Here is a 16,175-nt window from a genome sequence, read left to right as displayed (position 1 = left end):
CGAAAAAAGCACTTTTGACTTATAAAAGTGCTTTTTGACTTTTTAATTGTTCATAGGTCGGTTCATCACAGACAATGTAAAGGATATCAGAAGCTGATAAGGGTTGATCTTTATTGACCGCAACCATCATATCCTGATTAACCGCTAATAAAACCGCCCCTTTCTCGAATAACTCGAGTGATGCATCTTTATAGGTTTTCCAATGAGGAAGGGGATGTGTTTCATAAATATCTCCCCCGTATCTTTTACTTAGCAGCTGTCTGAAAATAGAGGTTGTGCCAGGCTGCAGGGTGGCTTTAGCCATTAACAATGAAACGGAGTCATCTGAAAGAATAAAATCATCCACATGGATATGTTTAAACTTGGAGATATGGGTTTCTTCGCGGACTTCTACTATGGTATGAATACTCCGTCTATGTTCCTCCGATAATGATTCAACAGCTGAAGCAATGAGTAATGTTTTTCCATCCGCTAATCCGGGGTCATCAATGTCTGTATCTGTAAAAATAGCTACTCGTCTGGCTTCTAAAATATTTGCTTTAAGCAGGGTTTCATTTTGCGTGGGGTCTCCCTGAACAAAATGGACTTGACCATGCTCCATTGGTGAATGAGACAGCTGGTTAACAAGTACAATCTTTGCAAGTTTGTCGTTTGCAAGGACTTCGTAAACGGCTTTTTCTACTTTTTTAGACCATCCGATATAAATGTAATGTTCTTTTTGCTTGTACACGAGCTTTCCCTCCTTTTTTAAACGAGAATAGGTTGCCAATGAATCGACCGTTTTTGTAATTAGAAGTCCGATGATTCCAATTCCAAAGATAAAGAGAAATATACCAATCCATCGGCCCCCGACTGAAGTGGGAAAAAAGTCTCCATAGCCAACCGTTGTTAACGTAGTCATTGTCCACCAAAAGCTATCAAACAGGCTAGGGAAGTTTTCAGGTTCAATCAGGTATATTGAAAAAGTCCCAAAGAGTATAATTAACAGGGATAGAACTAATATAACTCCGAAATCTAACTTACTCACTTTCTTTAAGAGTCTTATTATGATGCTCACTTACTCACCCATCCTTTTTGGCTGTCATTACTTTCCATCATAGCATATTGAAATAAATAAATTTTACTACATTTTTTAAAAATTGAATCTTTTTTTTGGTTCTTTCGTATGAGAAGATGTATTAAAAAATGGAAGGAGTATGCGATGAAGTCACTTTTTTTAGAATATCGGGAAATTCTGGGGGAAAATGAATTTACCGCCCTATATCACTATAAAAATATCGAGCTAGAACAAATTTTAGCCAGGCGTGAATGTGAGTTTTTTGTAAAAGAGGGAGTGACATACAAACAGGATTCTTCAGCAATTGAAGAAGATAAACATATTATCTACGTCAAAAAGTATAACGAAGAGCCAAAGGAAAAAGAGGATATATCCGCAAAAGATTCGATTAAGCTGGAAATAAGGGAATTAAAATCGGTCAATTTTCATCCTGTTTTAGAATCAAAATATTTTACGAACCATTTAGACGTGCTTAGTTACATAGGTACGATTTACATATATCTCAATGGGATAGAATGGGAGCGGGACTCTGCTGAAATTGACGAAGATCGTTTATGTTATGTTCTCTACGTGACGAAGACAGGATACCAGATGGAAGGGGGATGAGTGATGGAAAAAACAAAAAAGCTGATGGCCGGAGTGGTAGCCTCGATTATGACTGTTTCAATGGCTGGATGCAATAATGATCCTACATACGCTGCCCCAACGGGGACTGACTGTGACGACTGGGATTGGGATGATGAGTCAGGGACTTATTATTGTGATGATGACGATTCAAGGTATTACGGCGGCTATTATTATGGCGGCAGATACTTTTCCAAAAAATCAGATTTGAACAATTTTAGCAGCTATAAAAGTTATTACAACAATTATAAATCTGGAATCGGAAGCGGCTCGAGAGGTGGATTTGGTGGATAAGTCGGCCCATCAAATCGATCGAGACCTTTTTTATAAAAAGATCCCACACTTTTGGTATGACTTATATGGAACTGAGTATGCGTTATATGACATAAAGCGGGTAAGTTCCTCCTTCATAAAGGAAGTAAGACATGCTGCAGAATGTGTGGGGAACATATTTTGGAAGACCAATCAGCTCGTTTCTCAACTAGATGATAAGGTATTAGAGCAGCTTGGATTTCCTAATAAACTGATTCCCTATTTAAAAACTCCCTCATTAGATGAACAATGCGTGATTGGCCGACTTGATTTTGCCGTGTCGAACAACCAAATTAAATTATTGGAATTTAATGCGGATACACCCACCTTTATAAAAGAAACGTTTTATATCAATGAACTTATATGTAACCATTTTCAGTGTAAAAATCCGAATCATGCGGAAGAAGAAAAGCTACAAAAAGCCATACGACGTGCAATTGCTCTTGCTTGGAGGAACTTGGGAAGAAGCGGCGACCCCAAAGTGGTTTTTACTTCACATGGTGATCATGAGGAAGACCTTTGGACCACGAAATATTTAATGGAACTTAGCGGGATAGCAGCCGAATACGTAAGTCTTGAAGATTTATTAATTCTTGAGCATTCCAGTTTAAAAGATGGAAGAGAGGAAGGGATCTATACTCCCGAAGGTGAACGGATCGATGTATTATATCGGCAAACGTACCCATTAGAGCATTTAATTGAGGATCGGGATCCAGAATCGGGTACGCCAGTCGGAACCATCTTTTTAGCCTTTATAAAACAAAAAAAGCTGGCAATGATTAACCCTATAAGTGCTTTTTTAATGCAATCAAAAGCCATTCAAGCTTTAATTTGGGGGCTACATAGCAGGAATCATCCTTTTTATTCTTCACAAGAGCATGATATCATCAACACTTATTTTCTTCCAACCTATTTAGATCCTGATCCGTTTCAGGCAAAAGGAGAAGCCTATGTTAAGAAGCCATCCTTTGGCAGGGAAGGCGATACCGTTGAAATCTGGAATCAGCATGGTGAGAAATGGATGGAGGATAACAATAAAACGTATGATGATTCATTACCTGTCTATCAAAAGTTCGTTCCGCTTATGGATAGTATAGTCCAAACGATACAGGGCAAAAAGCCAGTCAAAATTATGTTCGGATGCTTTTTAGTAAATGGAAAGCCTAGCTCAATTGGTATTCGCGCTGGAGGGCAAATAACAGATAATGCCTCCTACTATCTACCAATTGGTCTGGAATAAGAAATGGAGGAAATGAATGGATGTCAAATGTTTTTTCCGCTGAATTATTAGTTAGTTTTGTATCTCATGTCGGTGTCGGTTTTGGGCTAATCCTGCTAGGATTAAGGGTATTTGCATTAACAACTAAATTTTCAGAAAGACAATTGATTAAAGAAGGGAATTTGGCAGTAGCGTTAAAGCTATGGGGGAAAGCTCTGGGACTGGCAATCGTTATTTTTACCGTTTGGGCCAGCAGTGTTAGTCTTCTGGATGCCTTTTTATGGGGTCTCATTGGAATTGCCACACAAGTGATTGCCTATTTCATAATTGAATATGTTCTTACCCCGAAAACCAATCTGGCTAAAAAAGTGGAGGAAGGCAATACGGCCGTGGGCTTTAGTCTTTTTGCAGCTTCGATTGTAGTAGGGATTGTTGTGGCAGCAAGTCTTACTTATTAAATCAGTAAAAGCAAGGAGACATGAACATTATCATGAATCCTTGCTTTTTTGATCCCTGAAAATATCGTGCGGCCGCAGTTTAGCAGCAAAGTGATAAGCCCTTGATTTTGCCATTAAATTGTCAAAAAGCAAGTGTCGTATTGTAAATGGTCAGGTATAAAATAAAATGAAAGATATACTTTTATTACGATTTTGAAAGAGGGAATCGCCATGAAAAAGGTATTCGCTTTAATTGTTTCAATGATGGTATTGTTCTTAACAGCTTGTGGCGGAGATAAGGAAGGTTCTTCTAGTGAACTGGCGGATCAGCAGTTAAACATCGTAGCAGAAAACTGGGCTTTTGATCAGGAAGAATATAAAATTTCGAGCGGTGAGGTTTCTATTATATTAGAAAATAAAAGCGGTCTTCACGGGATTCAAATCCAAGAAACTGGGGATTCAATTGAAGCCGGAACTCCAAAAACGCTAAACTTGGAGCCTGGTACATATACACTTGTATGTAATATTATGTGCGGAACAGGTCATACTGAAATGAAATCAACTTTGATTGTCGAATAATTAAAAGAATGCCACCCATCATGATATGCGGTGGCTTTTTAAATTTTGTACATTTTTTATTGGTTTTTTCTATATATTTATGATTTTTTTATAAAATAAAGGGTAAAAGAAGTTAATTTACTTTCCATACCTATAGGGGGTATGATAAAATAAGCTAGAGAGGAGGGATGAAGGTGGAGGAAATGGTACAACCTGAACATAGTGAAAAACATGAAAAAGGTCATCACACTAGACATAGTCATCATCCTGACTCTGTAAAGAAGAATTTAGCAACCCGGCTAAACCGGATTGAAGGTCAGATTCGAGGAATTAAGCGAATGATTGAGTCTGATACGTACTGTGATGATGTGATTACTCAAATTGCAGCCACTCAGTCAGCGCTAAACAGCGTCTCTAAAATATTATTAGAGGGTCATCTAAAAGGATGTGTAATTGACCGGATTCAAGAAGGCGATCCAGAAATCCTTGATGAATTTTTAATTACTGTGCAAAAGCTAATGAAAAAATAAGTTAGGAGTGCAGTCCATGCAAAGTATCGTACTGGATGTAAAGGGAATGTCTTGTGGACATTGTGTGAGAGCTATAGAAGGTGCTGTAGGCGGTCTTAATGGAGTTGAAAAAGTAGCTGTTGCTCTTGAGGAAGGAAAAGTAGAAGTCGAATTTTCTCCAGATAAAGTAACAATCGAGCAAATAAAAGAAGCCATTGATGAAGAGGGCTACGAAGTTGAATAAATATACAGGACCAGCACTCTGTGTTGGTTCTATTTTATTTTACAATATAAGGAGATTGTATTGATTCAAACCTAGTTGTCTTGCTATAATTTATAAAGTGATAATGTTTAAAAATTTAATCATTAAACAGGCATGATATAGATTTCATACTTTGGGAGGGGTTACAGTGAAAAAATTAGCAAGTCTTATCATCATGGCTTTATTATTAATGGTTACTACAGTCCCAGCATTCGCAGCTGTGTCTGTTTCTGAAGAAGTTTACAAAGCATTGGAAGAGCGTATTAGCGGATCCTTTTCTTACTATGACGGCGGGTCTGCAGAAGTAAAGGATCGTCAGACTTTTACGACTAATCAAGTAGATAAGGAAGGAAACGTAGTTGGTGAAATTGAGGTAGACGTAATGTTCGTTGAATTTAACGAAGTACGTGATAATATCTTCTACTATACTGGCCATGAACTTCTTTATTACGATGCAACCAATAAACAGTTTATTGATACAGCTTCTATTGAATTAACAGATGAAATTACAGCTTTCACGGATCAATATAGTGATGAAACAGGAAAGCATTTCAATACCAGCTCACAGGTGCTGTATATTATTCTTCTTTCGTCAGTTGTTATTGTTCCGGTACTGATTATGATATTCCACAACTCAGGTAGATCTTATATCACAAACTTTTACCGTGGCGCATCAGTCAGCAAATAATTAATAACGTAAAAACCCTTTACCAGTCATTGATGGTAAAGGGTTTTTTATGTATGAAAGTAATATTCCTTTTGTACGGATAAATTCGTCTCTGCTCAGTTTATATCCCACCCAATGTGGAGGCTGAATCGGTCTTGAGGCCGAGGAAGCATATGGAAATGTCCAGTACCTTATAGATAGACCGTTGGAAAGGGAGGTAAAGGGAGCATGATTCCAATTTTAGAAATTCATGATCTCAGCAAAACGTATAGGAAGAGGAAAAGTAAAGAATTTATAGAAGCGGTAAATGGAATTAATTTAACGGTTCATAAGGGGGAAACGGTTGGTTTACTAGGGCCTAATGGCGCGGGAAAAACCACCTTTATTAAAATGATGTGCGGTCTGCTGATCCCGACAAGGGGAGAGGTATTAATCAACGGTATTTCGATTCATCATAAAAGGTTGAAAGCATTAAAACATATTAGTGTGGTACTGGAGGGAAGTCGTAACTTGTACTGGCGGTTAACGGTAAAAGAAAACCTCGAATATTTTGCGGGGAATCGAGGATTGTCCAAAAAATCAGTTCAAGACAAAATTACGGAACTGCTTGATATGTTTAATTTAACTGATAAAGCGCACGAAATGGTTAACTCGCTTTCAAGAGGAATGCAGCAAAAGGTTTCAATCGCTGTTGCGCTATTAGCAGATACCGAAATTATTTTTCTCGATGAACCAACATTGGGATTGGATGTGGAAACAAGCTATGAAATAAGAAATATTTTAAAAGATATCGCTAAAAAAGAGGGAAAAACCATATTAATGAGTTCACACGATATGCCGGTTGTTCAGGATGTTTGTGAGCGTGTAGTGATTATTAATAAGGGAAAAGTCGTTGCTGATGAACGGGTTCATCACCTGCTTAGCTTATTTGAAAGTAAAGCTTATGCTTTTACAATCTCTTCGCCACTTCATGAATCGCAAATGAAGGATATCAGTGAGAAATACATGCTGACAGCAGGAAACGATGAACAGGGCAATCAAATTTTAAATTTCACCATAGCAGATGGCCATGAATTCTATGCTATTATTGACAGTCTTAAAAAATATGGAGTTACCATCGAAAAAATAGACAGGACAACTGTGGATTTTGAACAAGCCTTTATCCATATTGTGAAGGGAGATGGGGTCCGTGAAACTGCTGCATCTCTTTAATGCTAATTTGCACAGAGAAGTCATCGTCTTAAAAAGGTATTGGCCCAATACAGTCAGCATGCTTATTACTTTTTACTGTATTTTTCTAATGATGTTTTTTGGAATTCAAATTGTTGGGGATCCGACAACAATGGAAACCAATGTTCAATATGTGATTGTGAATTATATTTTTTGGTATTTAGCGATGCTTGCAATGCAGGATATCGGCTGGGTCGTGTCAAACGAAGCAACTCTCGGTACACTTGAGCAGCTTTATATGTCTCCAATGGGTGCATGGAAAATTTTATTGGCAAGAATCATTGGAGATACGATTGTTCATCTCGGGATTTTGGTCTTTTTATTGCTTTCTTCAATGTGGACTGCGCAAACATCGCTGCATTTGAATGCTGTTTCCTTATTGCCGGTTTTAATGGTTACCTTGTTTAGTATGTATGGGATCAGCTTTATGATTGCAGGGCTCGCCATAATCATAAAACAAATAAACGCCTTTTTACAGATTCTACAGTTTGTTTTTATGGGACTTACCTTCGTGCCATTATCAGTTGCACCATTCTTAGAATTTGCGCCATTTGTAAAAGGGGTTGACATGATTCGGAAAATGATGATAGATGGGGCTGCATTAAGTTCATTTTCTGTACTGGATTATGTATCATTGCTTGTTAATGCAGCTTTCTACCTGCTTATCGGACTGCTTGTCTTTTTCAAATGCGAAAAAACAGCTATGGAAAAGGGAGTTTTAGGTCAGCATTAATCATTCAGGGTCTGTCGTAGGACAGACCCTCTTTGCTTTACACCTTAAGTATAAATTTTTAGCAAAGATGTAAATTCCGCGCAGTAAAAATTTTTAGGAAAAAAGTACAACGGCCAGGATGGTCTAGTCAAGCGATACATTAGGACGCGGCGTTTCGAGCGTGATTAGTGCCGGGCTTGCACTTGCCTGCGCCTAACCTAAAGCGCTAGCCAGGTTTTTCTTTACATTTGATCAGGTGCTTTCATTCCGAGCAGCCGCATGCCTTCTTTTAAAATGACCGTTACCGCTTTGACTAATGCGAGTCTTGATTCTTGTTGTTCGGAGTCCGATAAAATTTTTACCTGACTATAGTATTGGTTAAACAGCTTGGCAACCTTTAACAAATACTGAGCAATGATAGCGGGGGAGCGCCTGTTAAAGGCTTGTTCTACCTGATTGGGAAACGAGTAAAGCTCCTTGATTAATTCCCAGCTCTTTTGATGAGATTCATAGGTGAAATGAAAGCTAGTCTCACCAGACTTTCTCAATAAGGACTGGGCTCTGGCATGCGTGTATTGGAGGTAAGGACCTGTTTCTCCTTCAAACGTCAGCATCTCATCTACATCAAATTCAATTGAATTCATCCGGTCTTGCTTCAAGTCATGAAATAGGATGGCGCCAACACCTACTTCTTTAGCCACCTCTTGCAGGTTAGGCAAATCCGGATTTCTTGCCTTAATATTTTCGCGAGCCTTTGCAATAGATTCTTCCAGGACTTCCTCCAGTAAAATAACCCTTCCTTTTCTAGTAGACATTTTTTGTCCATCTTTTAAATAGAGTCCGAAAGGGATGTGCTCTAGGGAGTCAGAAAACGGGGCTTCCAGCTTTTTTAGAACAGAAAACACTTGCTTAAAATGAATGGATTGTTCGTGACCCACGACATAAAAGGCCCGAGAAAACTGGTAGTCATGAAAACGATCGTACACGGCAGTTAAATCACGAGTTGCATAAAGGGTGGCCCCATCCCGTTTTTTAATTAAACATGGAGGCAAACTCTCATCTTCCAAAGAAACGATACTAGCACCGTCAGATTCTATTAATAAACCTTTTTCTTCAAGAAGGGAAATGGTAGCCTCCATTTTATCATTATAAGAAGATTCACCCTTCCAAGAATCGAAACTGATTCCCAAAAGATCATATACTTTTTGAAAAGCAAGGAGAGATGCCTCTTTAAAGCTTTTCCAAATTTGCATATATTCCTCGTTACCAGACTCTAATTGCTGGAACGCTTTCCGGCCTTCTTCTTCAAGTGCAGGATTTTGCTCAGCCTCAGCGTGAAATTTTACATATAGAGTAAACAGCTCTTGAATTGGATTTTGGGCGACTTTTTCCGGGTCTCCCCATTGTAAATAAGCATAAATCAATTTGCCAAATTGTGTGCCCCAGTCACCAACGTAATTAATTTTAATCATTTTGTAGCCATTTTTCTCACCAATTAAGCATAGGGAGTTCCCAATTACAGTGGAGCGCAGATGTCCCATTGAAAAAGGCTTGGCAATATTGGGTGACGACATATCCACGACAATCTTGGCCCCCGCCCCATTTCGATTGGTCCCAAAGCTTGAATTTTTAGCTAAGATATCGTTAACCATTTCTTTGGCAACAGCTGCCGGATCAAAGAAAAAATTTACATAGGGGCCGACAGCTTCAATCTTTTGGAAGAGAGGACCCGACAGATTTTGAGACAGCTCTTTCGCAATTTGTTGCGGGGAAGTCTTTCTATGCTTAGCCAAGGCAAAGCATGGGAAAGAAATGTCTCCATGATCTTTATGTTTTGGTTTTTCGAGCAGTTGTTCAATTTCTTTTAAGCCCAGTTCAGGTATACCTGATTGGAGCAGGGTGGAGCATAGTGAGTGTAACATAGCTGGCCTCCTTTAAAAGTTTTCAAATACAAAAAAGCCCGTCTCTCATATTAGAGACGAGCTTATCCCGCGGTACCACTCTATTAGTCCATTAAGAACCACTTATCAGGTAACGGCTGCACGCCGGTGTTTGCTACTGAAAGTTCACAAACACATCTCCAAAGTGCGGTTCATCAAAGAGGTTTATCAGGCTCACACCAAATCCTGACTCGCTTACAAAACATACTTTGATTACTCTCTTTTTCATCGATTTATTATTTTTTAAACCATTATAATCGTAACTTTTAAATTGTCAACCTACTTCTCATCGGAAGCAAACATATACGTTCGATGGTGGTAGCGAATACTAAAGATGACACCCATCGCAAGCATGGTACCCATTAAAGAACTTCCCCCGTAGCTAATAAACGGAAGCGGGATCCCCGTAATTGGAAGCAGCTGAATTTGCATCCCTATATTTTCAAATACATGGAAGGTAATCATACAAATGATACCTGTACAAACATAGGAGCTAAATGGATCTCTCGTTTCAAGGGCGACTTTAATCAAATGATATATTAACAGGAAGAATAAACTGATTACAAAGCTTGCTCCAATAAAACCGTACTCTTCCCCAATTACTGAGAAAATAAAGTCAGTATGCTGCTCTGGGACAAACACCACTTTTTCATTATAGCCTTTTCCTGTAATTTCCCCAGAACCTATAGCTGTCAAGGTCTGGATTAAGTTATACCCTTCGTCCTGCGGGTTATTATACGGATCTAACCATGTATAAATCCGGTCAAACTGATACTTAACCAGACCGAACTTCTCCTCTAAAAATTCAGGATTGTAAATAACGAGTAATAAAGCGGTGGTTCCAATCAAGGCAATCGTTCCAAATACGGGAACAATGATTTTCCAAGTAATACCTGAAACTAAAACCAATCCTGCAAAAATTGCGATAAATACTAGGGAAGTACCTAGGTCAGGCTGGAGCATAACAAGTCCTAAAGGAATCAGGGTCAGAAAACCGATTTTAGCTAGCAGCCAAAAATCAGTTTTGATTGTCTTTTGAAAATACCGGTCATTATGCTCTACAATTGTCCGGCTTAACATAAAAATTAAAAATGTTTTCATAAATTCAGAGGGCTGCAGCGACCCGATACCTGGGAAATAAAACCAACTTTTCGGATAATCTTGGGCCAATAAGTTTGCCGGAACCACAAATAATAAAATGAGCAAAAGGATTCCAATCCCATATAAGAACCAAGAAAGCTTACGGTATTGTTCTGTATCAAAATACATCGCAATCGCAATAATGATCGCACCAATTCCATAAAAAACGGCCTGTCTAAGCGCATAATTGGTTGGATCGTTGTCTGTTGTTTGTGCACTTGAGATAGCTGTAATGCTGACTAAAAGAAAGAGAAACAGGATTAAACAAAGATTCCAGTCAAAACGTTCTCCAACTTTTTTTTGTTGTGTATTCATAGCGTCACCTTATTCTATATAAACAGAAGTCACTTATTATTAAATCAATTTATAAGTACCATATAAATGGTATCAGAGAAAACTAGAGCTTACAATGATTGTATTTTGATAAATTATGACAGTTACGTGCAGGAAAACAAGATATTATGGGTTAATTTGGGTTAGCTGGGTGTTAATGGGTAGAGAAATATTCTCTTAAAGGTTTTATCTGTAAAAAATTTGGTTATATAGATGGTCATAACCTTGGTTTGCAATCGGTCAAGCGGGAATGTATCAGTCAAAACCTGTTCTATCGGTCAAAATGGTATTCTATGGGTCAAAAATAAATTCTATCGGTCAAAACTGGGTTTCTATCGGTCAAAACCGAGTTCTATCAGTCAAAACTGAATTCTATCGGTCAAAACTGGGTTTCTATCGGTCAAAATCAGACTTCTATCGGTCAAAACTGGGTTTCTATCGGTCAAAATAAGACTTCTATCAGTCAAAACCGGGTTTCTATCGGTCAAACCCGAGTTCTATCAGTCAAAACTGAATTCTATCGGTCAAACCCGAGTTCTATCAGTCAAAACTGAATTCTATCGGTCAAACCCGAGTTCTATGAGTCAAAACTAAATCCTATCAGTCAAACCCGAGTTCTATCAGTCAAAACTAAATCCTATCAGTCAAACCCCGTGTGTCCTTTCACAACTATAATCCATTTTAAATCAAAAAGAGGACCAGCTTAACGCTGGATCCTCCTATTGTCTTTATTTTTTTTTCAAAAGACAGACTGATTCACAGTCTCTGTATTTTGGATCGTAAGGGGAGCTTTTGATTCAAAGCTTTCCTTTACTTTATAAACCTCTACATATTTGATATGGTGATCCTCCATATCTTTTATCTTAAAGCAATATCCATCTTGTTCAACTATGTCACCTTGTTTGGCATCATAGTTCTCTGTGAGAATCCATCCGCCAATTGTGTCTACGTCCTCATCGTTAATATTTGTGCCTAACAGGTCATTTACTTCACTGACAAGAACTTTGGCGTCGACGATATAGTGATGCTCTTTAAGTTTTCTTATTTGCGGAACTTCATCCATATCAAATTCGTCACGGATTTCCCCAACGATTTCTTCAATAATATCTTCCACTGTCACTAATCCCGAGGTTCCGCCGTATTCATCCATCAGGACCGCCATGTGGATCCGTTCTTTTTGCATTTTGACCAATAAGTCATTTATTGGAATGGTATCGATAACCCGTATAATGGGGCGAATATAGTCAGCAATCGTAACACTTTCAGGCTGATCAATCGTCAAGAGATCAGTAATCACTTCTTTTACGTTGATTAGTCCGATAATGTGGTCTTTGTCACCATCAATAATTGGGTATCTAGTGAATCCTTCGTCCTTTACAACACTTAGAAACACATCTAATGTATCGTCTTTAGAAAGACTCACTATTTCTGTCCTTGGTACCATAATTTCTTTAGCAATCCGATCATCAAAATCAAAAATCTTATTTACATATTTAAACTCAGATTGATTGATTTCGCCGCTTTTGAGACTGTCAGATAGTATGATTCTCAGTTCTTCTTCAGAATGGGCAACCTCGTGCTCCTTGGCTGAGTGAAAGCCAAAAGCCCTTGTTAAAAGCTGAGCAGATCCGTTTAATAGCCAGATAAACGGGAACATAATCCGATAGAAAAAGATTAATGGACCGGAAAATGTTAATGTAATAAACTCTGCTCTTTGAATAGCAATTGTTTTTGGAGCTAATTCCCCTACAACCACGTGAAGATAGGTAACCGATAAAAAGGCAATAACAAACGACACAACATGAGCAGTTGATTCAGGCAAATTAAACTTACTAAATATCGGTTCTAGTATTCTAACAACGGTTGGTTCACCTAACCAACCTAATCCTAATGCCGTAACCGTAATACCAAGCTGACAGGCTGATAAATATTCATCAAGATTGGTTATTACTTTCTTAGCTCTTATTGCCCGCTTGCTACCTTCTTCCACCAATTGGTCAATCCGAGAGCTTCGAACCTTTACTATCGCAAACTCGGTCGAGACGAAAAATGCTGTTAAAGCAATCAATATGGCAAAAAGCACCAAGTTAAATATGTCCAAATAAATTCCCTTATCGCTCTATTCTGAGCAAATAAGGTGTCACCTCCATATATTTTAGCTTGAAATCAAACGAAGCGATTTCATTAAGGATACACTTTCTGGGGAAAGTTTTTCCGATACCGCTTCTTTCCGTTTTGAATCCATTTTCTGCAGTATGGAGAGTAAATTATTGATTTCGTCTTGCAAATACTTCATATGCTCTGAAACGGAAGATATTTGATCTTCCACGTCATAATCATTAATAGTGGTCGATTTCTGTAATTCTAGTTTTTTCTTAATCTCTTCAAGAGGAATATGAAGGCTTTTGCAATGTTCAATAAATTTTAAATCCTCAACTGCATCTTCATGGTAAATCCTATAGTTGGCCTTTGAACGCTCTGCTACAAGAAGACCCATGTTTGTATAGTAATCTACTGTTCTTTTTGAAACATTAGCTATACTTGCTAGTTCGCTAATTCGATACACTGCCCCATCATATCACCTCTTTTACTATATAATGGTTAATTATAAATTACGTAAACTATACAGTCAAACGTGACGGTTTTCCCATCAGGTATCACTATAAGTTTATTCTTTCCCTGAAAAAACGATTACATCTATCTGAAAATTCAAGTAAGTATTACAAAATGAGATGGTGTCGGCATATGAGTTTGGACAATAAAAAACTGGCCAAATGCCAGTTTTTGCTGCATTTTTATTATTCAAGAGTAGGTTCATTGGTTGGTAAAGGCTTCATTTTTGCCTCAATATAAAGGATATGATGCCCTTCAATTTCACTTACTGTGAATGTTACACCTTGTTCAGTAACTGAGTCTCCTTTTTGAATGTCCATCTTTTTGGATAAGAGCCAGCCGCCCAGAGTATCAATATCTTCCTCGTCTATATCGATGTTGAATAATTGATTTACATCTTCAAGAAGGATTTTAGCATCTAGCAGGAAGTGACCGTCTCCGACTTTTCTGACCTCAGCCACTTCGTCTTTATCAAATTCGTCTCTAATTTCACCAACAATTTCTTCTAAAATATCTTCTACTGTAACAAGCCCGGCGGTTCCTCCGTATTCATCCAATAAAATCCCCATATGAGAGCGTTCTTTTTGCATAATTACTAATAAATCGTGAATCGGAATGCTTTCTATAACCCTTATGATGGGTTTTAAATATTTAGAAACAGGTGCATCTTCTGGGCAATTTTGATACACACAATCGGTGAGCAATTCTTTGATATTAATAAATCCAATAATGTTATCTTTGTCCTGTTCGATCACTGGGTATCTGGTAAAACCCTCTTCCTTTACAATCTCAAGGATTTCTTTAAGGCTTGCATCAACATTGATTGCGACAATTTCGGTACGGGGAACCATTATTTCTCTAGCTACCCGATCATCAAATTCAAAGATATTACTCATATATTTATATTCGGATTGATTGATTTCTCCGCTCTCATAACTTTCAGAAAGAAGAATGCGAAGCTCCTCTTCAGAGTGAGCCAGTTCATTTTCGGAAACCCGCTTCATTCCTAGCATTTTAACTATGAGAAGTGCTGAGCCATTTAATACCCAAATCATAGGACGCATTAATTTATAAAACCAAATCAATGGTTTAGCGACTGAAAGAGTAATGTCAACTGCTTTCTGAATAGCAACTGTTTTTGGTGCCAATTCTCCGATAACAACATGAATATACGTGATTACAGCAAAGGCTATTAAAAATGAAATGACATGGGCTATCGATTCAGGAATTTCAAATCTCTGAAAAAGGGGAAAAAGAAGGCTCTCGACGGTCGGCTCTCCAAGCCACCCCAGACCTAATGCTGTGATGGTAATTCCCAGCTGGCAAGCAGACAAATATTCATCTAAGTGGGTCGTAACCCGCTTAGCTGCAACTGCTTTTTTGTTCCCCTCCGCAATAAGAGCTTCTAACTGGGAAGTTCTAACTTTTACAATCGCAAATTCAGAGGAAACGAAAAACGCCGTTAAGGCTATAAGAATGATCACAAGAAAAATATTAATTAGTGCCAATTTTCACCTGCAACAGGCTTACACCTCCGTATAATAGCCTTTTTTTAATTTCCCCTTGTTTTTTAAAGTCATGCACTTTGGATTAAATCAGTATTCTGAAATTCAAACATTTGGTAAAATAGGAGTATTGATTTTGATATGGAGGTCGGGAGTAATGAAACAACTGGATTCGGATTTATTTTATATGCAAATGAACAAATCAGAACAATATGTACTATCACATGGAATAACGTTCACCGACTTTATCAAATCGATGAATAATCCTATAGAATCAGTTCTTTTATTAGAACACAAATTTGATGATGTGCAGCTGCATCTTCGCTCCCTATTTAATTATATTGAACATGAAAAAATCCAGGATCTAATTAAAGAAGATGTTTCAAGTTATGGTGAGTTCAGCTGGGTTGATTTTGATGATATTGAAGCTTTAGATGAATTAGACGGTCAAGAAATAGCAGAATTGCTTTTCCTGAATCATATGAAGCATCCTTTAAGAAGTGCTTTTTTTCAAAAGTTAAATAACCGCTTTGTCTATTTAGCACATGATGATGGCTGGATTAACAAAACGTATTATCGGAATTTAGATGATTTTTACGGGGTTCTTCGCTATATCATCATGAATGTAATGAAGAGGGAACAAAAGCATAAAGGTTTTATGTTTTTTAAAAAGACTTCTAAACCTGAACCAATCGACTTTTCTTCCTTAAAGAATCTTTCGGGATTACTTTATGAGGGCTGTGTTATAGATACCGAAAAAGTAAAATCATCAAGAGCAAAATTTGAGATTCCCTTTTATAAATTAGGTACATACTGGAATATGGACGAGATGAAAGATGCGTATGAAAATATGAAGAGGAACCCAGATATAGTGGTCACTTATAACCTGAAAGAGAAGAGATGGACTCTTGTGTAGTCCATCTCTTAGTTTGGTGCGCCCGGCATGGGCTATAACTTGGTGGTGAAAGTCCACTACAGGCTTGGCAGTAGGAACTGTTAGCTAAAGGCAAGGGTGTCCATCGTGAGGTGGAATCTGAAGGAAGCCGGAGGCAAAATC

17 protein-coding genes and 1 other annotated feature are annotated in these 16,175 nt (G+C 38.0%); of the genes, 11 read left to right on the top strand and 6 right to left on the bottom strand.

Annotated elements, in window-relative coordinates; all coding sequences use genetic code 11:
* Window positions 1-19: 19 nt before the first annotated feature.
* Window positions 20-1,057: an ion channel gene (locus MLE14_RS10925; protein ID WP_243298408.1), complete on the bottom strand. Its 1,038-nt coding sequence runs from the start codon at window positions 1,055-1,057 to the stop codon at window positions 20-22.
* A gap of 144 nt (window positions 1,058-1,201) precedes the next feature.
* On the opposite strand from MLE14_RS10925, the gene MLE14_RS10920 reads away from it, so the two are divergent.
* From MLE14_RS10920 to MLE14_RS10875, 10 genes are all read left to right on the top strand, one after another.
* The gene (locus MLE14_RS10920; protein WP_243298407.1) at window positions 1,202-1,663 is read left to right on the top strand and encodes a hypothetical protein; all 462 of its coding nucleotides are present in this window, start codon (window positions 1,202-1,204) and stop codon (window positions 1,661-1,663) included.
* Between the two features lie 3 nt (window positions 1,664-1,666).
* Window positions 1,667-1,975: a hypothetical protein gene (locus MLE14_RS10915; RefSeq protein ID WP_243298406.1), complete on the top strand. Its 309-nt coding sequence runs from the start codon at window positions 1,667-1,669 to the stop codon at window positions 1,973-1,975.
* Window positions 1,968-3,233 (top strand): glutathionylspermidine synthase family protein, encoded by a 1,266-nt coding sequence (locus MLE14_RS10910; RefSeq protein ID WP_243298405.1) that lies wholly within the window; start codon window positions 1,968-1,970, stop codon window positions 3,231-3,233. Before MLE14_RS10915 ends, MLE14_RS10910 begins: the two co-directional genes overlap by 8 nt.
* A gap of 20 nt (window positions 3,234-3,253) precedes the next feature.
* A complete protein-coding gene (locus tag MLE14_RS10905; RefSeq protein WP_243298404.1) occupies window positions 3,254-3,670 on the top strand; it encodes a DUF350 domain-containing protein in 417 nt (138 codons plus the stop codon).
* Window positions 3,671-3,880: 210 nt separating this feature from the next.
* On the top strand, window positions 3,881-4,228 hold the full coding sequence (locus MLE14_RS10900; protein ID WP_243298403.1) for a cytochrome C oxidase subunit II: 348 nt from the start codon (window positions 3,881-3,883) through the stop codon (window positions 4,226-4,228).
* Between the two features lie 182 nt (window positions 4,229-4,410).
* Window positions 4,411-4,737 carry a metal-sensitive transcriptional regulator gene (locus MLE14_RS10895; RefSeq protein ID WP_243298474.1) on the top strand — a complete coding sequence of 109 codons (327 nt, stop codon included), beginning with the start codon at window positions 4,411-4,413 and terminating at the stop codon, window positions 4,735-4,737.
* 16 nt (window positions 4,738-4,753) lie between these two features.
* Entirely contained in the window at window positions 4,754-4,960 is a 207-nt protein-coding gene (gene copZ / locus MLE14_RS10890; protein WP_243298402.1) for a copper chaperone CopZ, read from the top strand.
* A 193-nt stretch (window positions 4,961-5,153) separates the two neighbouring features.
* The gene (locus MLE14_RS10885) at window positions 5,154-5,666 is read left to right on the top strand and encodes a hypothetical protein (protein ID WP_243298401.1); all 513 of its coding nucleotides are present in this window, start codon (window positions 5,154-5,156) and stop codon (window positions 5,664-5,666) included.
* Between the two features lie 207 nt (window positions 5,667-5,873).
* Window positions 5,874-6,857 (top strand): ABC transporter ATP-binding protein, encoded by a 984-nt coding sequence (locus MLE14_RS10880; RefSeq protein WP_243298400.1) that lies wholly within the window; start codon window positions 5,874-5,876, stop codon window positions 6,855-6,857.
* Window positions 6,835-7,608, top strand: a complete 774-nt coding sequence (locus MLE14_RS10875; protein ID WP_243298399.1) for an ABC transporter permease — start codon at window positions 6,835-6,837, stop codon at window positions 7,606-7,608. The genes MLE14_RS10880 and MLE14_RS10875 overlap by 23 nt, the downstream gene beginning before the upstream one ends.
* Window positions 7,609-7,829: 221 nt before the next feature.
* Here the strand turns inward: MLE14_RS10875 and argS are convergent, their stop codons facing one another.
* From argS to MLE14_RS10850, 5 genes are all read right to left on the bottom strand, one after another.
* Complete coding sequence (gene argS / locus MLE14_RS10870) at window positions 7,830-9,509, bottom strand: arginine--tRNA ligase (protein ID WP_243298398.1); 1,680 nt, start codon at window positions 9,507-9,509, stop codon at window positions 7,830-7,832.
* 49 nt (window positions 9,510-9,558) lie between these two features.
* Window positions 9,559-9,765, bottom strand: a binding site (T-box leader).
* A gap of 41 nt (window positions 9,766-9,806) precedes the next feature.
* A complete protein-coding gene (locus MLE14_RS10865) occupies window positions 9,807-10,982 on the bottom strand; it encodes an FtsW/RodA/SpoVE family cell cycle protein (protein ID WP_243298397.1) in 1,176 nt (391 codons plus the stop codon).
* 757 nt (window positions 10,983-11,739) lie between these two features.
* Window positions 11,740-13,101 (bottom strand): hemolysin family protein, encoded by a 1,362-nt coding sequence (locus tag MLE14_RS10860; protein ID WP_243298396.1) that lies wholly within the window; start codon window positions 13,099-13,101, stop codon window positions 11,740-11,742.
* Between the two features lie 54 nt (window positions 13,102-13,155).
* Window positions 13,156-13,566, bottom strand: a complete 411-nt coding sequence (locus tag MLE14_RS10855) for a MerR family transcriptional regulator (RefSeq protein WP_243298395.1) — start codon at window positions 13,564-13,566, stop codon at window positions 13,156-13,158.
* Window positions 13,567-13,798: 232 nt separating this feature from the next.
* A complete protein-coding gene (locus tag MLE14_RS10850) occupies window positions 13,799-15,121 on the bottom strand; it encodes a hemolysin family protein (protein ID WP_243298394.1) in 1,323 nt (440 codons plus the stop codon).
* A 154-nt stretch (window positions 15,122-15,275) separates the two neighbouring features.
* Between MLE14_RS10850 and MLE14_RS10845 the strand changes: the two genes are divergently transcribed.
* Window positions 15,276-16,034, top strand: coding sequence for a hypothetical protein (locus MLE14_RS10845; RefSeq protein ID WP_243298393.1), 759 nt, complete (start codon window positions 15,276-15,278; stop codon window positions 16,032-16,034).
* Window positions 16,035-16,175: the final 141 nt, after the last annotated feature.

This window comes from Bacillus litorisediminis, from assembly GCF_022808645.1.
Classification (GTDB): Bacteria; Bacillota; Bacilli; order Bacillales; family JC228; genus Bacillus_BF; species Bacillus_BF litorisediminis.
This window is presented reverse-complemented; position numbering and strand designations above follow the sequence as displayed.